The organism is Variovorax sp. 54, assembly GCF_002754375.1.
Taxonomy (GTDB): Bacteria; Pseudomonadota; Gammaproteobacteria; order Burkholderiales; family Burkholderiaceae_C; genus Variovorax.
Window position 1 is genome coordinate 3,593,791 of the sequence record NZ_PEFF01000001.1, and the last position, 18,188, is coordinate 3,611,978.

The 18,188-nt window shown below is 68.4% G+C and carries 17 protein-coding genes; 7 read left to right on the forward strand and 10 right to left on the reverse strand.

Annotated elements, in window-relative coordinates; genetic code table 11:
* Nucleotides 1–50 precede the first annotated feature (50 nt).
* The 4 genes from CLU95_RS16715 to argE form a co-directional block, all read right to left on the reverse strand.
* Entirely contained in the window at nucleotides 51–827 is a 777-nt protein-coding gene (locus tag CLU95_RS16715; protein WP_099794651.1) for an MHYT domain-containing protein, read from the reverse strand.
* A gap of 119 nt (nucleotides 828–946) precedes the next feature.
* Nucleotides 947–2,605, reverse strand: a complete 1,659-nt coding sequence (locus CLU95_RS16720; protein ID WP_099794652.1) for a hypothetical protein — start codon at nucleotides 2,603–2,605, stop codon at nucleotides 947–949.
* 138 nt (nucleotides 2,606–2,743) lie between these two features.
* A complete protein-coding gene (locus CLU95_RS16725) occupies nucleotides 2,744–4,003 on the reverse strand; it encodes a DUF445 domain-containing protein (protein WP_257214643.1) in 1,260 nt (419 codons plus the stop codon).
* Entirely contained in the window at nucleotides 3,996–5,162 is a 1,167-nt protein-coding gene (gene argE, locus CLU95_RS16730) for an acetylornithine deacetylase (RefSeq protein ID WP_099794654.1), read from the reverse strand. Before argE ends, CLU95_RS16725 begins: the two co-directional genes overlap by 8 nt.
* Before the next feature lie 110 nt (nucleotides 5,163–5,272).
* Between argE and CLU95_RS16735 the strand changes: the two genes are divergently transcribed.
* Genes CLU95_RS16735 through CLU95_RS16745 form a run of 3 tightly spaced genes read left to right on the forward strand, consistent with a single transcriptional unit; the run spans nucleotide 5,273 to nucleotide 8,818 of the window.
* Nucleotides 5,273–6,466, forward strand: coding sequence for a glycerophosphodiester phosphodiesterase (locus CLU95_RS16735; RefSeq protein ID WP_099794655.1), 1,194 nt, complete (start codon nucleotides 5,273–5,275; stop codon nucleotides 6,464–6,466).
* A gap of 55 nt (nucleotides 6,467–6,521) precedes the next feature.
* Nucleotides 6,522–7,727, forward strand: a complete 1,206-nt coding sequence (locus CLU95_RS16740; RefSeq protein ID WP_099794656.1) for a M20 aminoacylase family protein — start codon at nucleotides 6,522–6,524, stop codon at nucleotides 7,725–7,727.
* On the forward strand, nucleotides 7,724–8,818 hold the full coding sequence (locus tag CLU95_RS16745; RefSeq protein WP_099794657.1) for a M14 family metallopeptidase: 1,095 nt from the start codon (nucleotides 7,724–7,726) through the stop codon (nucleotides 8,816–8,818). The genes CLU95_RS16740 and CLU95_RS16745 overlap by 4 nt, the downstream gene beginning before the upstream one ends.
* A 145-nt stretch (nucleotides 8,819–8,963) precedes the next feature.
* Here CLU95_RS16745 and CLU95_RS16750 read toward each other — a convergent pair whose 3' ends face one another.
* Entirely contained in the window at nucleotides 8,964–10,097 is a 1,134-nt protein-coding gene (locus CLU95_RS16750) for an ABC transporter substrate-binding protein (protein ID WP_099797347.1), read from the reverse strand.
* Between the two features lie 58 nt (nucleotides 10,098–10,155).
* On the opposite strand from CLU95_RS16750, the gene CLU95_RS16755 reads away from it, so the two are divergent.
* The 4 genes from CLU95_RS16755 (at nucleotide 10,156) to CLU95_RS16770 (ending at nucleotide 15,086) form a co-directional block, all read left to right on the forward strand.
* Entirely contained in the window at nucleotides 10,156–12,216 is a 2,061-nt protein-coding gene (locus CLU95_RS16755; RefSeq protein ID WP_099794658.1) for a molybdopterin-containing oxidoreductase family protein, read from the forward strand.
* Nucleotides 12,216–13,355, forward strand: a complete 1,140-nt coding sequence (locus CLU95_RS16760) for an aminopeptidase (protein WP_099794659.1) — start codon at nucleotides 12,216–12,218, stop codon at nucleotides 13,353–13,355. The genes CLU95_RS16755 and CLU95_RS16760 overlap by 1 nt, the downstream gene beginning before the upstream one ends.
* A complete protein-coding gene (locus CLU95_RS16765) occupies nucleotides 13,348–13,662 on the forward strand; it encodes a polyhydroxyalkanoic acid system family protein (protein WP_099794660.1) in 315 nt (104 codons plus the stop codon). Before CLU95_RS16760 ends, CLU95_RS16765 begins: the two co-directional genes overlap by 8 nt.
* Nucleotides 13,663–13,847: 185 nt before the next feature.
* Nucleotides 13,848–15,086 (forward strand): CaiB/BaiF CoA transferase family protein, encoded by a 1,239-nt coding sequence (locus CLU95_RS16770; protein WP_099794661.1) that lies wholly within the window; start codon nucleotides 13,848–13,850, stop codon nucleotides 15,084–15,086.
* 13 nt (nucleotides 15,087–15,099) lie between these two features.
* Here the strand turns inward: CLU95_RS16770 and CLU95_RS16775 are convergent, their stop codons facing one another.
* The 5 genes from CLU95_RS16775 to CLU95_RS16795 form a co-directional block, all read right to left on the reverse strand.
* On the reverse strand, nucleotides 15,100–15,357 hold the full coding sequence (locus CLU95_RS16775) for an acyl-CoA-binding protein (RefSeq protein WP_099794662.1): 258 nt from the start codon (nucleotides 15,355–15,357) through the stop codon (nucleotides 15,100–15,102).
* Between the two features lie 81 nt (nucleotides 15,358–15,438).
* Complete coding sequence (locus CLU95_RS16780) at nucleotides 15,439–16,287, reverse strand: hypothetical protein (protein ID WP_180288625.1); 849 nt, start codon at nucleotides 16,285–16,287, stop codon at nucleotides 15,439–15,441.
* 7 nt (nucleotides 16,288–16,294) lie between these two features.
* Nucleotides 16,295–17,005, reverse strand: coding sequence for a TetR/AcrR family transcriptional regulator (locus CLU95_RS16785; protein WP_099794663.1), 711 nt, complete (start codon nucleotides 17,003–17,005; stop codon nucleotides 16,295–16,297).
* 126 nt (nucleotides 17,006–17,131) lie between these two features.
* Complete coding sequence (locus CLU95_RS16790; protein WP_099794664.1) at nucleotides 17,132–17,617, reverse strand: phasin family protein; 486 nt, start codon at nucleotides 17,615–17,617, stop codon at nucleotides 17,132–17,134.
* A gap of 88 nt (nucleotides 17,618–17,705) precedes the next feature.
* Nucleotides 17,706–18,155 carry an acyl-CoA thioesterase gene (locus CLU95_RS16795; RefSeq protein WP_099794665.1) on the reverse strand — a complete coding sequence of 150 codons (450 nt, stop codon included), beginning with the start codon at nucleotides 18,153–18,155 and terminating at the stop codon, nucleotides 17,706–17,708.
* Nucleotides 18,156–18,188: the final 33 nt, after the last annotated feature.

An 18,188-nucleotide genomic window follows, 5' to 3' on the forward strand; every position in this document is an offset into this window, starting at 1 on the left:
TGTCGTTCGCACAGACTGTAGGAGGCGGGCCCCCGGCCCGCTTGCGCCAACTAGCTGGGGCGCACGCGCTGCTGTGCAGCGGGGGCGGCATCGAGGCTGCTGCCCGTGACCACCCAGTAGATGAAGATCAGCACCGCGCCGGCCGTGCCGAACACCGTGAGGCCCATGTAGCTGCCGCCGAGCGTGAGCGCGTCGATCGGGGCGGCGGCCGTGCAGATCATGCTGGCCGCGCTCATGCCCACGTAGTGCATGGTGCAGACCGCCACGCCCATCACAGCGGCGGCGGCCACCTGGTGGCTCAGCTTGCGCAGGTTGAAGGCCAGCCACAGCGCCGCGGCGGCGGCCGTGATGGCGATGACCACCGACAGCGCGACCATGCCGGGGTCGAAGCTCATCGTGGCCCGCATGTTCATCGCGAACATGCCCATGTAGTGCATCACGCACACGCCCAGGCCCGCCAGCAGGCTGCCGGCCAGCCAGCCGGAGCGGCTGAATTTCTTTCGTCCGCCCGCCAGGTACAGCGCAACGCCCGAGATCAGGATGGCCGCCACCAGCGACACGATGGTCAGCGGCATGTTGTACGAAATGCCGAAGGGCAGCCGGTAGGCCAGCATGCCGATGAAGTGCATCGACCAGATGCCGATGCCGCCCAGCGCCACCGCAGCGCAGGCCACGATCGCCAGGTTGGGCTTGCCGTCGGCGCCGACCATGCGCCCGGCACAGATCAGGGCCACGAGCGAGCCGAAGAAGGAAATGAGGAATGAAAGTCCCACCAACCCCAGGGAATATTCGGGCGATAGCACCTGGCCTACGACGAGCGGAGTCATGCGATGTCCCTTCGAAAAGAGCGCTTCGCAGACCCCCGACTGCCCTATGCGATCGGAACGCTGCGAAGCGTCCCGGCCAGTTTGTAATATGTGTTTATAAAAGTAAACAGAAACTTGTACTAATTGTTACCCTGCATAACAGGCCGAATTCGATAGATCGAATTGTTCTTGTCGGCCGATACGTAGACCGTGCCGTCGCGGCCCACGGCCACGCCCGTCACCACGTAGGGCGGTGGCAGGCCGGGCCCGGGCGCCAGGCCGATGGGCAGGTTGTCGGCGACCGTGCGGCGGGTGCCGGTGGCCGGGTCGATCTCGACCAGCCGGCGCGCCGCGCTCTCGGCCACGATGAAGCTGCCCCACGGTGTCTGGGCCAGGCCCTCGGGCAGCGCCAGCCCGTCGGCCACGGTGCGCAGGGGCGCGCTGGCGTCCAGCGGAATGCGCAGCAGCTTGCCGGCCGCCTCGGTCACGTAGAGCGCGCCGTCCTGGCCGACCACCAGTTGCACCGGGCCGTTCAGGCCGCTAGCCAGCACTGACTTCTCTGCAAACTTCGGCCCGCTGGCGCGCGTGATGCTGCCGGTGGCGAGTTCGGCGTAGATCACGCTGCCATCGGGCATGGGCAGCGCATCGAACGGGGCCTTCAGGCCGTGGATCGTTTCGACCGTCTTCAGGGTCTGGCGGTCGACCAGCTGCACCGAGCCCGTGAACCACGAGGTCAGCGCAAAGAGCTTGGGCGACAGCCCGACCGCGAAGGGGTAGTCGAGGTCGGGGTCGCGCTGCATGCGGAACACGTCGCGCACCTCGCCGGTGCGCACGTCGACCTGCCGGAAGCCGAAGACGTCGGCCACCCACAGGTCGTTGCCGTCGATCTTGAGGCCCGCGGGCACCGCCACCTTGCCGCTGGTAAGCGTGCGCAGTTCGCCGGTGGCGGGGTTGAAGGCCTGCACCTCGTTGTTGGCCATGTTCGAGATGTAGATCGTCCCGTCGGGTGCGATGGCCAGGTTGTCTAGCGACGGGCGCAGCTGCTTGGCCACGGTCTTCTTGCCGCTCGCAAGATCGACCTTCACCAGCTCGCCGCTGCGCGCATCGACCACCCAGAGGTTGCCCTTGCCGTCGAGGTTGGCGGCGGCCGGGATCTTGAAGCCGTCGGCGATCACCGTCATCGCGCCGTCGGCGGGGTTGATCTTCACCACCTGGCCCTTGAACCACAGCGGCCCGTAGAGCAGGCCGTCGGGCCCGACCTCGAAGCCGTTGAAGCCGCCCATGTCCTTCTTGATGAGCCGGGGCGGCTGCTTGCCTTCGCGGTCGATTTCCCACAGCGCATCGCCCAGGAACACCTGCGAGGCGTAGAGCTTGCCGTTGCGGCGATCGAAATCGAGCGAGTTCAGGCCGGGCAGGTCCTTGGCGAGCACGCGCAGCGGTGCGCTGTCGTTCTCGCGGTAGCGCAGCATGCCCATGAGGTAGTTGGTCCAGGCCAGCTCGCCCTTCGGCCCGACCGCGATGTCGTCGGCCTGGCCTTCGGGGGCGTCGATCAGCACCTTGGCGGCGCCGGTCTGGCGGTCGACCTCCCACAGCGTGTTGCCGAGCACGGAGCCCGCGAGCAGCCGGCCCTTCGCATCGATGGCCAGGCCGTGCACGCCCGCGAAGGCCGACGGGGCCACGAGCACCTCGGGCGCCGCCCAGGCGGCGGGGCGCTTGGGCGGTGGCGACAGCGAGCTGCAGGCGGCGAGCAGGGCGAGGGCAGCGGTCAGCGCGGCTGCGCGGATCGAACGACGGGGCATGGCGATCTCCTCTGGGTTGGCGTTGTGGATGCGGCAGTGCGCCCGCAGTCTAGGAGCCGGAGGAGGCCGCGCAGTCGCTCGCGGGACAAGACGCGGACTTTCGTCCGCTGCGGATTACCCGCAGCACCGCGCGATGGTTCAGCCGCGCAGCAGCTGCGTCGCCGTGTGGATCAACAGCCCCACGAGCCCACCCACCAGCGTGCCGTTGATGCGGATGAACTGCAGGTCGCGCCCGATGTGGCGCTCGAGCTCGTCGGTCATCTCGTGCGCGTTCCACTCGCCCACGCGCTCCTCGATGTAGCGGCGGATGTCTTCGCGGTAGCGCTCGATGGCGGCCGGCGCGGCGGCTTCGAGCTGCTCGTTGATCCAGGCGCGGATCGCCGCGTCGTTCTGCAGCCGCTGGCCCAGCGCGCCGGCCATCGTCGCGATGCGCTGGCGGATCGTCGAGTCGGGGCGCCCGAGGTCGTCGTGCAGCCAGCCCAGCAGCTCGCCCCACAGGCCGTGCAGGTAGTCGCCCAGCGCCGGGTGCGCGATGAGCTCGGCGCGGATCTGCTCGCCGCGCTGCTGGAACTCGGGGTCGAGCTTCAGGCGCACCACGAAGTCGTCGACGAAGTGGTCGAAGCGCTTGCGCATCGGGTGGTCGGGCTCGGCCGCCAGCTCGGCCAGCGTGCGCGCGATGGCGGCCACGATCTTGCGCGTGGCGAGCTTGGCCGCCACCTGGTCCAGGCCGACGTAGCGCAGCGTCTTGATCTCGCGCGCGATGCCCTCGGTGATGTGCGCCTGCACCTCCTCGCCGTCGAGCAGCTCGGCCACCTGCTGCAGCACGTCGTCGAGCAGCGCCTGGTGGCGCCCGCCGGCCGTGAGCGCGTCGAGTGCCTGGCCGGTGAGGCGCGAGAGGTCGATCTTGGCCAGGCCCGCCGCGGCAGCGCGGCCCATGAAGTCGCGCACGCGTTCGTCGTCGAAGGCGGTGAGGCCGTAGCGCGTGGCGGCCACGCCCCATTCGCCGAGCCTGTCGCCACTGGCGGGCCGGGCCAGCCACTCGGCGATGCGGCCCGCCGCGTCGAACTGGCGCAGCTTGGCCAGCACCTGCGCGGTGCTCAGGAAGTTGTCGCAGATGAAGCCCGCGAGCTTGGCGCCGATGCGGTCCTTGTTGCTCGGGATGATCGCCGTGTGCGGGATCGGCAGGCCCAGCGGGTGGCGAAACAGCGCCACCACCGCGAACCAGTCGGCAATGGCGCCGACCATTGCGGCCTCGGAAAAAGCGGCCACATAGCCCCAGGCCGGGTGCTGCGAATGCAGCGCGCTCGCCACGGCATAGAGCAGCGCCGCCGCGCACAGCAGGCCGAGCGCGATGCGCTTCATGCGCTGCAGTGCGGCGCTGCTTGGGTCTTCAGCCAATGCTGTGCGAAGTTGCGAGGCGCTCCAAGAACAACTCGCAGCGCGCGAGCTGTTCGAGGCTCACGAACTCGTCGGGCTGGTGCGCCTGCTCGATGCTGCCGGGGCCGCACACCACCGTGGGGATGCCGGCGTTCTTGAACAGGCCCGCTTCGGTGCCGAAGGCCACCAACGTGGTGCGGTCTTCGCTGGCCAGGCGCTGCGCGAGCAGCGTGACCGGGTCGCCGGCCGCGCCCAGGAAGCTCGGGATCTCGCAGATGGTCTCGAACCTGAAGCCGGCGTCGGGCGCCACCTTCTTCATGGCGGGCTCGATGCTCGCGGCGTAGGCCAGCACGTCGGACTGCATGCGCTTCGCATCGGCCGTGGGCAGGTCGCGGAATTCGTAGCGGAACTCGGCGTCGCGCGGCACCACGTTGTCGGCAATGCCGCCGTGGAACTGGCCCACGCTGGCGGTGCTGAAGGGCACGTCGAAACCGTCGTAGCGCGGCTCGCTGCGCTCGAAGTCTTCGGCCATGTCGCGCACCTTGCCGATCACGCGTGCGGCCATCTCGATGGCGTTGACCGATTTCGGCGTGAGCGACGAGTGCGCTTCCTTGCCGCGCACGCAGCACTTGTAGCGGTACACGCCCTTGTGCGCGATGGCCGGCACCATGCTGGTGGGCTCGCCCACGATGCAGGCCAGCGGCTTGATGCCGGCGTCGCGCATGTCGGCAATGAGTTCGCGCACGCCGAAGCAGCCGATCTCTTCTTCATACGTGAAGGCGAAGTGCACCGCGAAGGGTGCGTCGCCCTCGAGGAAGCGCTGGGCATTGGCCAGCGCGATCGCGATGTAGCTCTTCATGTCGGCCGACCCGCGCCCGTACAGGCGCTCGTTCTGCACCACGGCCGACAGCGGGTCGACGCTCCAGTCCTGGCCGTCCCAGGGCACCGTGTCGGTGTGGCCCGAGAGGATCACGCCGGCCGGCTTGCCCTCGCCCAGCGTGGCGAACAGGTTCGCCTTGGTGCGCTCGGCGTTGTAGGTGATGCGGCTCTTCACGCCGAGGGCGGCGAGGTGCGCCTGGGCGAAGTCGATCAGCTCGAGGTTGCTGTTTGCGCTCACCGTGTTCATGCGAACCAAGGTTTGCGCCATCAAGAGGCTCTGGGGAGAAAGCGTGTGCTGCATGCAACAGATTGTCCGGGAAGTTGAACGCGCGCGCAGATGGGTACCGGTGTTGTCACGCGCAGCGGGTAGCCTGCCTCCTCTTTTTTCTTTGTTTGGATGGAGAAGACAACATGCGCATGTCCCTGCAGATCACCCTGACCGCCGCGGCCGTCCTGAGCCTCGCCGCCTGCGGCACCACCGGCCCGTCGGCCAACCAGTTGCTCACGCTGGACGGCCAGCCGCCGCTGGTCATTGCCCACCGAGGCGCCTCGGGCTACCTGCCGGAACAGACGCTGGAGGCCTATGCCCGCGCCATCGAGCTGGGCGCCGACGTCATCGAGATGGACCTGGTCTCCACCAAGGACGGCGTGCTCATCGCCCGCCACGACCCCAACCTGGCGATCAGCACCGACGTGGCCAAGCACGCACGCTTTGCCTCGCGCAAGAAGACCATCCAGGTCGACGGCGAGACCCAGACCGGCTGGTTCAGCAACGACTTCACGCTGGCCGAGATCAAGACGCTGGGCGGCATCTCGACGGACCCCGAGCGCCCGCAGGAATTCAACGGCAAGTTCAAGATCGTGACCTTCCAGGAGATCATCGATTTCGCCAAGGCCAAGTCGAAGGAAACCGGCCGCACCATCGCGATCTACCCGGAAACCAAGAACCCGACCTACTTCCGCGACCTGGGCATGCCGATGGAAGACAAGGTCGTCGCCGCCATCAACGCCGCCGGCTGGAACAGCAAGACCGCGCCCATCTACGTGCAGTCGTTCGAGCCCGGCAGCCTCAAGTACATGAAGAGCAAGGGCCTGAACACCAAGCTCATCCAGCTGATCGACGGCGACGGCATCGACATGAAGACCGGCGCCATGACCTACGCCGTGCCCGTCGACCGCCCCTACGAGTGGACCAAGGCCGGCGACAAGCGCAACTTCGACGTCATGGTCACGCCCGCCGGGCTGGCCGAGATCAAGACCTATGCCGACGGCATCGGCCCCTGGAAGCGCTACATCGTGAGCGTCAAGGGCACGGTCGGCGCCGACGGCAAGGTGGTGGACGTCAACAAGGACGGCAAGATCAACGACGCCGACGCCACTTCGACGGCCCCCACCACGCTGATCGCCGACGCCCACAAGGCAGGCCTGTTCGTTCACCCTTTCACGTTCCGTAACGAGTCGCGCCGGCTGGCCTCCGACTACAACAAGGACGGCAAGAACGAATACGCGGTCTATTACAAGCTCGGCGTCGATGGTGTTTTCACCGACTTCACCGACACCGCACGGGCCGCACGCACCGAGTACCTGAAGAGCATCGGCCGCTGAGGGTTTGCCCGGCACGGTCTTTGCGGCGCATCTTGCAAAGCCTAGACTGTGTCCTATGAAACTCATCGACTCGCTCGTCACGCAGGCGGCCGGCATCGCGGCCGTCCGGCGTGACCTTCATGCCCACCCTGAACTCTGTTTCGAAGAAGTCCGCACCGCCGACGTGGTGGCAGGCAAGCTCACCGAGTGGGGCATTCCCATCCACCGCGGCCTGGGCACCACGGGCGTGGTCGGCATCGTCAAGAACGGCACCAGCACCCGCGCCGTCGGCCTGCGCGCCGACATGGACGCGCTGCCCGTCACCGAGCTCAACACCTTCGCCCACGCCAGCCAGCACCACGGCAAGATGCACGCCTGCGGCCACGACGGCCACACGGCGATGCTCCTCGCTGCAGCGCAGCACCTGTCGAAGAACCGCAACTTCGACGGCACCGTCTACCTGATCTTCCAGCCGGCCGAAGAAGGCGGCGGCGGCGCGCGCGAGATGATCAAGGAGGGGCTCTTCGAGCAGTTCCCCATGGACGCCGTGTTCGGCATGCACAACTGGCCCGGCATGAAGGCCGGCCAGTTCGCCGTGAGCCCCGGCCCGGTGATGGCCTCGGGCAACAAGTTCCATGTGAACGTGGTCGGCAAGGGTGGCCATGCCGCGCTGCCGCAGACCGGCATCGACCCGGTGCCGATCGCCTGCGAGATCGTGCAGGCCTTCCAGACCATCCTCACGCGCAAGATGAAGCCGACCGATTCGGCGGTGATCTCGGTCACCACCATCCACGCCGGTGAAACCAACAACGTGATCCCCGACAACTGTGAGCTGTCGGGCACCGTGCGCACCTTCTCGCTCGAGGTGCTCGACATGATCGAGGCCAAGATGCAGCAGATCAGCGAGCACATCTGCGCCGCGCACGACGCCACCTGCGAGTTCCGCTTTGAGCGCTACTACCCGCCGACCATCAACACCGAGGCCGAGGCCAATTTCGCGCGCCGCGTGATGGGCGAGATCGTCGGTCCCGAGAACGTGCTCAAGCAGGAGGCCGCCATGACCTCGGAAGACTTCGCCTTCATGCTGCAGGCCAAGCCCGGCGCCTACGCCTTCATCGGCAACGGCGACGGCGCGCACCGCGACGTGCACCACGGCGAAGGCCCATGCACGCTGCACAACGCGAGCTACGACTTCAACGACGACCTTATTCCGCTGGGCGCCACCTGCTGGGTGCAGATCGCCGAGCAGTTCCTGAACAAGCCGGGCGGCAACGTCTCATGATCGGCATCGCCGAGGCCTTTTCGCCGCGCTACGCCCAAGCGCGCCAGAAGTTCCTGCAGGGCTGCGTCAGCGCCGGCCTCACGGTCGAACCGCATGCGCACCCGCTCAAGGGCCGCGACGGCGAAGAGCTGTCGATGGACGTGGCGCTCGACGGCGACGCCAACGCCGAGCGGCTGCTCGTCGTCACCAGCGCCTGCCATGGCGTCGAAGGCCACTGCGGCAGCGGCGTGCAGGTGTTCGCGCTGCACGACGCCGAGTGGCGCGAGAAGGCCAAGGCGCAGGGCGTGGCCGTGCTGTACGTGCATGCGCTCAACCCGCACGGCTTTTCGTACGGCCGCCGCGTGACGCACGAGAACGTCGACCTGAACCGCAACTTCCTCGACTTCTCGCAGCCCGTGCCGGTGAACGAGCCCTACGCCAGGCTGCATCCGCTGCTGCTGCCCGACACCTGGCCGCCGACGCCGGACAACCAGGCCGCGATCGACAAGTGGATCGAGAAGCACGGTGCCACGGCCTACCAGGCGGCGGTGACCAGCGGCCAGTACCAGTTCGACGACGGCCTGTTCTTCGGCGGCAAGGCGCCCACGTGGAGCAACAAGACCATCCGCAGCGTGCTGCACCGCCATGCAGGCAACGCCAAGCGCCTCGCCTGGATCGACCTGCACACAGGCCTCGGCCCCAACGGCCTGGGCGAGCGCATCTTTGCCTGCCGCGACGACAAGGTCGCCTACGCCCGCGCCAACGCCTGGTGGGGCACGCCCGCCGCGCCCGTCACGTCGATCTACGACGGCTCCTCGACCTCGGCGCTGCTGCGCGGGCTGATGTGGGACGCCGTGTACGAAGAGTGCCCGCAGGCCGAGTACACCGGCATCGCCCTCGAATACGGCACGCTGCCGATGCTCGAAGTGACCGGTGCGCTGCGCGCCGACCACTGGCTGCACAAGCACCCGGACGCACCGGCCGACCTGGCCGACGGCATCCGCGCGCGCATGGTGGAGGCGTTCTACACGGACAGCGATGCCTGGCGTGGGCAGATCGTGAGCCAGGCGCGGCAGGCGATGTTCCAGGCGGTGGACGGTCTCTCGGCCTGATCACATCCCAGCCGCGTGCCCAGTGCTCAGGGCACTGGGTGCTCCCCGCAGCGAAATCAAGGGGGAGGCCGCAGGCCGGAGGACATTCGCGGAGGGGAGTACCCGGTGTCCTGTGCACGCGCCCCGGACAAGAGCGCCGAAAAAACTAGGTCCGCACCCGCCCATCCCCCGTCAGCATCGACAGCTCGACAAACTTCGAAGCCACATGGCTCTTCGAAGAGAACGACACCTCGAAGCCGCCGAACTGCTGCCGCTCGATGCTTTCCAGCCCCGCGATCAGCCCGTCGCGCGTGCCCTTGCCGCCCGGTGCGCGGCGCAGGCCCTCGGTCAGTACCTTGGCGGCCAGGTAGCCTTCCATGCTCGAGAAATTGGCGCTCGCGCCGCCGCCCGCCTTGCGCACCGCCTCGGTGAACTCGCGCGCCAGTGCGTTGGCCTGGTTGTAGGGCGAGGGCACCACCTGCGTGACCATCACGCCCGCCGCCTCCTTGCCCAGCTCGTCCGCCAGCGCCTGCGTGCCCACGAACGAGAGGTTGAAGAACACGCCGCCGTAGCCCGCCTTGCGCGCCTCGCGGATGAACGCCGCGCAGGCCTTGTAGGCGCCGACCTGGACCACCGCCGCCGGCTGGCTCGCCACGATCGTCTTCACCGCGGCGGCCACGTCGGCCGAGTTGCGCTCCACCGTGGCCAGCGCCACGGGCTTGAGTTCCTGCTGGCCCAGCGCCAGCGTCACGCCGTCGAGCCCGGCCTTGCCGTAGGCGTCGTTCTGGTAGAAGACCGCGATCTTCTTCATGCCCAGGTGGGTGAGCTGTTTCACCATCAATGCCGTCTCGTCGTTGTACGAAGCGCGCAGATGGAACACGTTGCGATGAAAGGGCTCGCGCAGCGACATCGCGCCCGTGAACGGTGCGATGAACGGCACCTTGTCCTTCACCGCCAGCGGCAGCGCGGCCAGGCTGGTCGGCGTGCCGATGTAGCCGAACAGCGCGAACACGTCTTCGGCGATGAGCTTTTGCGTGTTGGCCGCGCAGCGGTCGGGCTCGTAGCCGTCGTCGAGGTTCTTGATGACCACGTCGCGCAGGCCCGGCTGGGCGTTGTGCTGCGCCAGGAACAGCTGGGCGCCCTGGTGGAACTGGATGCCCAGCTGCGCGGCCGGACCCGTGAACGGCGCCGACTGGCCCAGCACCAGCGGCGTCTCGCTTTGCGCCCGGGCGATGCCGAAGCCGCCCAGCGTGGCGGCGGCCGCCGTGGCGATCGAAAAATGCCTGCGATTCAGATGCATCGTCATGGTGAAATCCTCCCTCTGCCCAGTGTGTTGATACTCAATTTAGACTTGTCCGATGGCCCACGCAACGGATTCCCTCCTCGACACGCCCGACGCCTCCGCACCCTCCACGGTGCTCGGCGCCTGCCCGCACGATTGCCCCGACACCTGCGCGCTCGTCACCACCGTCAAGGACGGCGTGGCAGTGAAGCTGCAGGGCAACCCCGCCCACTCGCACACCGGCGGCGTGCTGTGCACCAAGGTGTCTCGGTACATCGAACGCAATGACCATGCCGAGCGGCTGGTACAGCCCCTGAAACGCGTCGGCCCCAAGGGCAGCGGCCGCTTCGAGCCCGTCTCGTGGGAGGCGGCATTGGACGACATCGCCGCGCATCTTCGGGGTTTGCAGGCCGAACCGGAAGCAATTCTCCCCTACAGCTATGCGGGCACCATGGGCCTCGTGCAGGGCGAGTCGATGGACCGGCGCTTCTTCCACAAGCTCGGCGCCTCGCTGCTGGACCGCACCATCTGCTCGATGGCGGGCGGCGAAGCCATGGTCTACACGCTGGGTGCCAAGGTCGGCATGCGCATCGAGTTCTTTGCCGAGGCCAAGCTCATCCTCATCTGGGGCAGCAACTCCATCGCCAGCAACCTGCATTTCTGGCGCCACGCCCAGGCCGCCAAGCGTGCCGGCGCGCGGCTGGTGTGCATCGACCCGCGCAAGACCGAAACCGCCGACAAGTGCGACGAGCACATCGCGCTGCTGCCCGGCACCGACGCCGCGCTGGCCTTGGCGCTCATGCACGAGCTCATCGTGCACGGCTGGCTCGACCACGAGTACATCGCGAACCACACGCTCGGTTGGGAGCAGCTGCGCGAGCGCGCGCTGCAATGGCCGCCGTCGCGTGCGGCCGAAGTCTGCGGCATTCCTGAAGCACAGATCGTGGCGCTGGCCCAGGCCTACGGCACGACCAAGCCGGCCGCGATCCGCCTGAACTACGGCATGCAGCGCGTGCGCGGCGGCGGCAACGCGGCACGCGCCATTGCCTGCCTGCCGTCGCTGGTCGGGGCCTGGCGCGACCGCGCGGGCGGCCTGCTGCTCAGCAGCTCGGGCCACTACCCGGTCGACCGCGCCGCGCTGCAGCGCCCCGACCTGCTGGCCGGGCGCAAGCCGCGCACCATCAACATGAGCACCATCGGCGATGCGCTGCTCGACACCGCGAAGCCCGTGAAGGCCGTCGTGGTCTACAACAGCAACCCGGTCGCGGTCGCGCCCGAGTCGGCCAAGGTGGTGGCGGGCTTCGCGCGCGAAGACCTGTTCACCGTGGTGCTCGAGCAGTTCCGCACCGACACCGCCGACTACGCCGACTACCTGCTGCCCGCCACCACGCAGCTGGAGCACTGGGACATCCACTGCAGCTACGGCCACACCGACGTGCTGCTGAACCAGCCGGCCGTTGCGCCGCGCGGCGAGGCCCGCAGCAACGCCTGGGTGTTCCGCGAACTGGCGCGCCGCATGGGGTTCGACGAGCCCTGCTTTGCCGAAAGCGACGAGTCGCTGTGCCGCACCGCCTTCGCCGACGACACGATCGACTTCGACCAGTTGCGCGCACAAGGCTTCACCAGCCTGAAGCTGGCCGAGGCGCCGTTCGCCGAAGGCAAGTTCCCCACGCCCTCGGGCCGCTGCGAGTTCTTCAGCGAGCGCCTGCAGGCCATGGGCATCGACGGCCTGCCCGACCACGTGCCCAACTGGGAGCCGGCCGGCAGTTCGACCGAATTCCCGCTGGCGATGATCTCGCCGCCGGCGCGCAATTTCCTCAACTCGACCTTCGTCAACGTGATCAGCCTGCGCGCCATCGAGGTCGAGCCGCTGCTCGAGATCCATGCCGACGACGCCGCCGCGCGCGGCATCGAGGACGGCGCCACGGTGCGCGTGTTCAACCAGCGCGGCGAGCACCGCTGCCGTGCCGAGGTGTCGCGCCGCGCGCGCCGCGGCGTGGTGCATGGCATGGGCATCTGGTGGCGCAAGCTCGGAATGGACGGCACCAACGTCAACGAGCTGACCAGCCAGCGCCTCACCGACATCGGCCGCGGCCCGACCTTCTACGACTGCCTGGTGCAGGTCGAAAAGGCGTGATGCGGCGGCTGCGTGCGCCTGCGCTGGCATTGGCCGGCGCGTTCTTTCTCTCCGGCTGCGCCGACCTCGGCTACTACTGGCAATCGGCCAACGGCCACCTCGACATCCTGCGCGCGGCCAAGCCCGTGCCCGAATGGCTGGCCGACCCGGCCGTGGGGGCGCCGCTCAAGGCCAAGCTCGAACTCGCGCAGCGCATCCGCCGCTTCGCATCGAGCGAACTCGGCCTGCCCGACAACGCCAGCTACACCTCGTATGCCGACCTGCATCGCCCCGCCGCCGTGTGGAACGTGGTGGCCGCGCCGCCGTACTCGCTCACGCTGAAGAGCTGGTGCTTTCCGGTCGCGGGCTGCGTGGGTTATCGCGGCTACTACGACGAGGCCGCCGCGAAGACCGAGGCCGAGGCGCAGAAGACCAACGGCCTCGAAGTGGCCGTGTACCCCGTGCCGGCCTACTCCACGCTGGGCTGGATGAACTGGGCCGGCGGCGATCCGTTGCTGTCGACCTTCATCGGCTACCCCGAGGGCGAACTGGCGCGCCTCGTGTTCCACGAGCTGGCGCACCAGGTGCTCTATGTGTCGGGCGACACGGTGTTCAACGAGTCGTACGCCACGGCCGTCGAGCGCATCGGCGGCGCGATGTGGCTGCAGCGCGAAGCCGGCGAGGCGGCGCGCGCCGAGTACGCGCAGTTCAATGCGCAGCGGCAGGACTTCCGTGCGCTCGCGCTCAACACGCGCCGCGCGCTCACGCAGGTGTACGAATCGCCCGAAGCCAAGGCCAAAGACTGGACGAAGGTCGAAGCGCAGAAGCAGGCCGCCATGGCCGACTTCCGCGCGCGCTATGCCGCGCTGAAGGCAGGCTGGACCGGCCCGCGCCAGAACGCCTACGACGGCTGGGTGGCGCGCGCCAACAACGCGGCCTTCGGTGCGCAGGGCGCCTACGACGATCTGGTGCCGAGCTTCGAGGCGCTGTTCGAACGCGAGGGCCGCGACTGGCCGCGCTTTTACACTGCGGTGCGGCGCATTGCCGCGCTGCCCACGACGGAAGAGCGCCGCAATGCGTTGCAGGCCGCCACGGGTATCCTGCACACCCACGCGCGCCAAGGCCGCACACACGAAGACAACGGAGACCACGGTGCCTGACATCCAAATCGAACGCAACCACACGCTGGGCATTGCCGGCGCCCGCGAAGTCGCGCGCCAATGGGTGCATCAGGTCGAGCAGGACTACGGCCTTGAGTGCACCTACACCGAAGGCACAGACTGCGACACGGCCCAGTTCAGCCGTGCGGGCATCGACGGCACGGTGGAGGTCACGGCCGACACCTTCCGGCTGGAGGCGACGCTGGGTTTTCTGTTCAGCAGCTTCAGCGACCAGATCGAGCAGAAGATCTCGCGCAACCTCGACGCGCTGCTCGAAGCGCCGCAGGGCGGCAGCCGCTTCGCGTAGACGAAGCTCGCCCCCAGGCTTCGCGCACTTCGTGTCGCTTCTCCAACCCCCTGCCGGGGGCGACATCGGCAGCCCGGCAAAGCCGGTTCTGCGGTGTCTCGCGACGGAGCCGTGCCAGTTTCGGAGCGCTGATTCGTCGGGCCGCAGCGCATGAACTGGTCGGTGCCGGGGCACACTTGGGCGCCATGACGCAAAGCTCTCTTTCTCCTCCGGCCGCGGGCCCGCTGGCTGGCCTCAAGGTCGTCGAACTCGGGCAACTGATCGCCGGCCCGTTCGCGGCGCGCACGCTGGCCGACTTCGGCGCCGACGTGGTCAAGATCGAGCCGCCCGGCGCGGGCGACCCGCTGCGCACCTGGCGGCTGCTGAAGGACGGCACCTCCGTCTGGTGGCAGGTGCAGTCGCGCAACAAGCGCTCGCTGGCGCTGGACCTGCGCGAGCCCGAGGCGCAGGCCATCGTGCGCCAGCTCGCGGCCGAGGCCGACGTGTTGGTCGAGAACTTCCGTCCCGGTGCGATGGAAGGCTGGGGCCTGGGCCCCGATGAACTGCTGGCCACCAACCCCGCGCTCGTGATGCTGCGCATCAGCGGCTACGGCCAGACCGGCCCCTACCGCGACCGCCCCGGCTTCGGCGTGGTGGCCGAAGCCATGGGCGGACTGCGCCACCTCACGGGCGAACCGGGCCGCGTGCCGGTGCGCGTGGGCGTGTCGATCGGCGACACGCTGGCGTCATTGCACGGCGTGATCGGCGTGCTGATGGCGATGCAGCACCGCCACGCCACCGTGAGCGCCGAGTTTCCGAAGGGCCGGGGCCAGGTGGTCGACGTGGCGCTGTACGAGGCGGTCTTCAACTGCATGGAAAGCCTGCTGCCCGAGTACGGCGCCTTCGGCGCGGTGCGCGAGGCGGCCGGCAGCGCGTTGCCGGGCATTGCGCCCACCAACGCCTACCGCTGCGCTGACGGCGGCTACGCCATCGTCGCGGGCAACGGCGACAGCATCTTCAAGCGGCTCATGGCCTGCATCGGCCGGCCCGACCTCGCGGCCGACCCGGCGCTGGCCGGCAACACGGGCCGCGTCGCGCAGGTCGACCTGCTCGACGCCGCCATCGGCGACTGGGCCGCGCAGCGCACCGTGACCGAGGTGCTGACCGCGCTCGATGCGGCGCACGTGCCGGCCGGGCGCATCTACACCATCGCCGACATCGCGGCCGACCCGCACTACGCCGCGCGCGGCATGCTGCAGGAGGTGAAGATGCCCGACGGCAGCGCGCTCGCCGTGCCGGGCTTCGTGCCCAAGCTGTCGCTCACGCCGGCCGGCCACCGCCGCAACGCGCCGGCGCTGGGGGCGGACACGGAGGCGGTGTTGAAGGAGATCGGCCTGAGCACCGAGCAGATCGCCGCGCTGCAGGAACGCGGGATCGTCGGCTAGCCAGCGCGGCCGGTCAGGCCCTGAGAGATTCGATCAGGTCGATGTACTTCTGCTTCGCTTCGTCGGCGGTGGCGCCCTTCTGGACGGTCCACGCGTCCCACTTGGCGCGCGCGACGATGTCGCTGAAGCTGGGCTTCTTGGCGGTGTTGTCGCCTTCGGTCGCCTGCTTGAACAGACCGTAGATCTTCAGCAGCGTCGGGTTGTCGGGGCGCTCGGCCAGCAGCTTGGAGTTGGCCTGGGCGGCTTCGAATAGGGCGTTGAGGTCGGACATGGCAGTCGGGAAGAAGGTCAGAAAGCGCGCATCTTAAATGGATTGGTACCAAGTGGTACCAATTGCAAGCATTCAGGCCTTTCAGTCCGTCAGACCCGCCCGCGCCAGCTCCACATCCAGCCGCTCCCGCGCATCCGCCGGCGTCAGCGCCGCCGCCTTTTCATACAGCCCGTTCGCCTCGCCCGTGCGCGACTCGCCGTGCAGCATCAGCAACGCACGCGCGTACTCCATCATCCCGGCCGCCGACTGCGGGTGCAGCGCCAGCCCGCGCTCGAACAGTTCGATCGAGGTCTCGGCGCGCACGCCGTACGTCATGCGCCCGACCAGCGCGCCGACCTTGTCGATCACCTCGGCGTGGAAGGCGGCCAGCGCGAGGTGCGCATCGCCGTGCTCGGGCTGCAGTTCGATCACGTGCTCCAGCGCGCCCTTGAGCTTGGTGCCCAGGCCCTGCGCCAAGGCGCGTGCCACGCTGATGCCCTGGCTGTAGCGACCCAGCGCATAGGCCTGCCAGTAGAGCGCCTGGCAGTTGTCGGGCTCGGCCGCGACCTGCGCGCCGGCGCGCTCGATCACCTGGCGGAACAGCGAAAGCCGCACGGCTTCGCGCGGCTCCAGGTAGTTGGCGTAGATCGCGGTCGCCTGGTTGGCGAGCGCCAGGCCGTCGGGGCCGTGCCGCAGGCCGAGGGCGGCGGCGCGTTCGAACTCGCCGCTGTGGTACAGCGCCCAGCCTTCGGCCAGCGGCGCGTCGGCCGCAGGCGGCGGCAGCGCGTGGCCGGCGTGCAGGCGCGGCCAGTGCGCGAGCAGGCTGCGCGCGTCGTAGCGGGGCACATCGGGGTAGGGAAGGGGCGTCCAGGGTTCGGTGCCGGCGGCGGCCGTGGCCGCGGCGGGGCCGGCGGACAGCAGCGAGAGCGGTTTGAAATCGGAGTGGGGCATGGATGTTCTAGGCCGCCATATCGACCGTCGGTGGCACGTGGCTGGTGGGGCTGCTGGCGGCGTTTTCGCCGTTGTAGGCATTGCTCAGCGCCAGCAGGTGGCGGCGCTGGTCGCGTGCGAGGTAGGGCGCGAGCAGGTGCAGCGTGTGGTGGCCGCCGCGCATCAGCGCGCCCTGCGCGTGCGCGGGCTCCAGCGCCTGGCGCGGGTTGCGCACGTACTCGTAGCTGAGCCAGTAGGTCAGCACGACGACCATGCTCTGGGCCAGCGTGTCGACCTCGTGCGCGTCGATGTCCAGGTGGCCGGCGCGGCTCAGGCCGGCGATCAGCTGGCGGATGGCGCGTGCCTTGTTCTTGAGCACGAGCTGGAACTGGGTCTCCAGGTGCCGGTTCTTGCTCAGCAGGTCGTTGAGGTCGCGGTACAGAAAACGGTAACGCCAGATCAGCTCGAACAGGCTGTGCATGAAGAACCAGGCGTCCTCCACGTCGTGCACGCCCTCGCTGGCGTGCAGCAGCTCGTTGAGCTCGGCTTCGTAGCCTTCGTAGAGCTTGTTGATCAGCTCTTCCTTGGCGGGGTAGTGGTAGTAGAGATTGCCGGGGCTGATGTTCAGCTCGCCGGCCACCAGCGTGGTGGACACGTTCGGTTCCCCGAAGCGGTTGAACAAATCCAATGCAGCTTCGAGGATGCGTTGCGCAGTGCGGCGTGGCGCCTTCTTTGCCATGTCGGTGCCCCCGTGGTTTCTCTTGGTCTTGGGGGCACTCTAGCGCATGTGCGCCGCACCTTGAACGGTGCGGGGCATGTTTTGCGGTGCTGATTTTTTGTGCAGTGCCGCAATTACAGAACGATGTCAGCCGGCCTTGGGGCGGCGCAGGGTCTTCTTGGCTGTGGGGGCCGGCGCGGCCTTGCGCGAGGCGCGCACGGGCGAGGTCTTGGCGTCGCGCTGCTTGAGCTGGGCTTCGAGCGCTTCGATGCGGGCCTGCAGCGCGGCCACGTCGGCGGCCGAGGGCACGCCGAGCTTTTCGAGCGCACGCGCCACGCGGTCTTCGAAGATGTTCTCTAGCTTGCCCCACTGGCCGGCGGCCTTGGTGCCGAACTCGCTGGCGAAGCCGGCCATGCGCTGCTGGGCCTGGGCCAGCGTTTCTTCAGCGGCCTGCTGGGTCTTCTTCTGCATGCCGGCGCCGTCCTTGACCAGCGCCTCGAAGGCCTTGCTGCCCTCTTGCTGCATCTTGGCGAAGGCGCCGAGGCCGGCCAGCCAGATCTGCTGGGCCGAATCCTTGATGCGGTCGGTCTTGTCGTCGCTGCTGCTGCTGCTGTCGTCTTTGGAGGTGGCCATGCAATGTGTTCCTTGGTATGCAATCGCACGACTCTAGCCGCCCGCGCGCCCCGTGGTTAGGGCGCGCCGCCTATCCCCGCGCGCAGGATCAAGGCGTGCCGCCGGCGGCGCGGCTGGCATCGAGGTGCGACTTGGCGCGCTCGGCCAGGGCCATTTCGCCGGGCGTGCCGGGAATGAAGGGCTGCACCGGCAGCGGCCGGCCGTGCGAGTCGACCGAGACAAAGACGATCAGGCATTCGGTGGTCTTTTCCATCACGCCGCCCTTCATGTCGCCGCTGCGCACTTCGACCGAGATGTTCATGCTGGTGGTGCCGGTGTAGGCCAGGCGGGCCTCGACCTCGACCAGGTCGCCGATCATGATCGGCCGGTGAAAGCGGATGCTGCCGATGAAGGCGGTGACGCAGTAGCGCTTGGCCCAGCTGGTGGCGCAGGCGTAGCCGGCCTCGTCGATCCATTTCATGACCGTGCCGCCGTGGACCTTGCCGCCGAAGTTGACGGTGCTGGGTTCGGCCAGGAACCGGAGGGTGATGGAAGACATGGGGGCGCCTTTTCTCTGTGGGCAGTAAGTGGG